The organism is Prevotella sp. AM34-19LB, assembly GCF_003468525.1.
In the GTDB taxonomy this organism is placed as follows: domain Bacteria; phylum Bacteroidota; class Bacteroidia; order Bacteroidales; family Bacteroidaceae; genus Prevotella.
This window is the reverse complement of the sequence record NZ_QSIG01000103.1, coordinates 1-2,243: the sequence shown is the minus strand read 5'-3', so window position 1 is coordinate 2,243 and position 2,243 is coordinate 1. Positions and strand designations below refer to the sequence as shown.

General features: G+C 42.7%; 2 protein-coding genes. One reads left to right on the top strand and one right to left on the bottom strand.

The window, feature by feature from the left end; genetic code table 11:
• The first annotated feature begins 319 nt into the window (after nt 1-319).
• Nucleotides 320-1,537 carry an ATP-binding protein gene (locus DW830_RS15305; RefSeq protein ID WP_118417204.1) on the top strand — a complete coding sequence of 406 codons (1,218 nt, stop codon included), beginning with the start codon at nt 320-322 and terminating at the stop codon, nt 1,535-1,537.
• Nucleotides 1,538-1,557: 20 nt separating this feature from the next.
• Here DW830_RS15305 and DW830_RS15300 read toward each other — a convergent pair whose 3' ends face one another.
• Nucleotides 1,558-1,932 carry a hypothetical protein gene (locus DW830_RS15300; protein ID WP_233544580.1) on the bottom strand — a complete coding sequence of 125 codons (375 nt, stop codon included), beginning with the start codon at nt 1,930-1,932 and terminating at the stop codon, nt 1,558-1,560.
• Between the last annotated feature and the right edge of the window lie 311 nt (nt 1,933-2,243).

Sequence of the window (2,243 nt, the reverse complement as noted above, 5' to 3'; positions counted from 1 at the left end):
GGTCACCGCGATTTGCCGGGCATGCAGAAAGCCTGTCCCTGCTTCGATGCCACGAAGCTTCAGCCTCTGCTGGCTTCATAGCATCTCATGAAATTCTCCCAACCTGTATGTTCAGGCAGGTTGGGGGAATATCAAGGATACCGGAAAGTAAGAAGGGTCTATACGCCACCTTTTCATCGTGGCATATAGACCCTTGTCGCTTTCCGTGAGGCGCAATGTGTACCAAACCTGTTAATTATAAGTAATAAAAACAAAAAATCTATCGTTTTTGTTACTTATGTGAAACAAAAAGAGTATCTTTGCGAAAAGTTTTACTCGTATGAAACAAAAAATATTAGAAAGACTAGGGTATTCCAATCGTATCGAACGCATGTTTGGACGTGGAATGATGATTGCATTGACGGGCCAGAGGCGTGTCGGCAAGAGTTGTGTGATGCGACGAATTTATAATCACATCGCTGAGAATGAAGAAAATCACGTTATCTATATAGATAAGGAGAAAACCTCATTTGATATGATAGCCAACTATCAGGATCTGGAGGCTTATGTAGCAGCCAACATCGTTGAGGGTAAGGAAAACTATCTGTTTATTGATGAGGTGCAGGAGATTTCTGATTTCGAGAAAGCACTCCTCAGTATCCAATCGGATGATACCTGCCAGATTATGATTACCGGCAGCAACGCCAAGATGCTATCGGGCGAACTGGCAACTCGCCTGAGAGGCAGATATATTGCTTATCGCATTAGAGGACTCTGCTATGAAGAGTTTCTGACGTTCCATGAACTGAAGGATGATGATGCTTCCTTGAACCTGTATCTGCAGTATGGCGGGCTCCCTCAGTTGCGCAATTTAGGATTGGAAAATACGGATTTGGTAGAAGATTATCTTGACAATGTGTATAATACGATAGTACTTCGTGATATCATAGAGCGAGAAAACATCAGAAACATACCATTGTTGCGAACGCTGCTGAAGTTTGTGAGCGATAATATCGGTAAACAATTCTCAGCAACGAGTATTGTAAAATTTCTGAAAAGCCAGAACACCGAAACGTCTGCCAAGATGATTCTCACGTATTTGGAGTATTTAAGCAATGCTTTTATTATCGATCGAGTTAACAGATACGACATTCATGGCAAGCGACTTTTCGAGTTAGGCGACAAGTTCTATTTCGAAGACCTGGGAATCAGGAATCATATTATAGGTGGCAACAGGCGTTTTGATATCGAAAAGGTGATGGAAAACGCTGTATATATCCATTTGTGCAGGATGGGGTATAAAGTATATGTTGGTCAGATGTATAAGGCTGAGATTGATTTTGTTGCCGAGAAAGCGGATAGTGTGGCGTATGTGCAAGTTACCTATCTGCTGGCTTCTGAGGAAACGGTAGAGCGTGAATTCGGCAATTTGAAATTGATAAAAGACAGTCATCCCAAATACGTGATTTCTATGGATAGGCTTTACAGTCAAACCAATATTGATGGCATTAAGCACATTCATCTGCGAGATTTTCTGAAAATGACTACTTTGGTTTGATGCCAGGTAGATTACGACTATCACCATATAATCAAGGGTCTATACGCCACCTGTTCATCGTGGCATATAGACCCTTGTCGTTTCCCCGTCATCTTTCTGAGGTTGGAACGGGTGGTTTCTATGTTGTAGATTCCTATGGAGATGAGCGAGAAGCAGGGGGTATAGAGGAGGATGTTGATGACCGCCCCCAGATTATCGTGCATAGCACGGAACCCGAAAGTCATCTGCAGCACATATTGTATCGCCAGTCCTATCAGGGCAGCAACGATCATCCATCGTGAACGCTCATACCGCTTGTTCTCCCATCTTACATGCAGATGAGAGAGTGCTACGATGAAGGCATTGATGAGCATGAATATGAAGCATGCAAACTGAAGTAGAAATAATGAATCCATTCTTATCTTATGTTTACTTTCTTGTATTTTTGATTGCTGAACGCCACTAACTCACAGGCAATATCATATTTGTCGAGAATGCGTTCTTTGAACTGCACCCCCGACACCTCGCCAGCGTTTATCTGTTTCAATATATCGTCCATCATTCTTTGCCATACATTATTATAAAATAACTCAAGTTTCGCAAGTAAGCCCCACACGCCCTGAAAGGGCAGAAGCTCCTAGCCCAGGGCATCGCCCTGGGTGTTTATGGACGCAAAACTGTTCGCCCTGTAAGGGCAAAAGCTTTCAAATACCTGTCAATATACAAA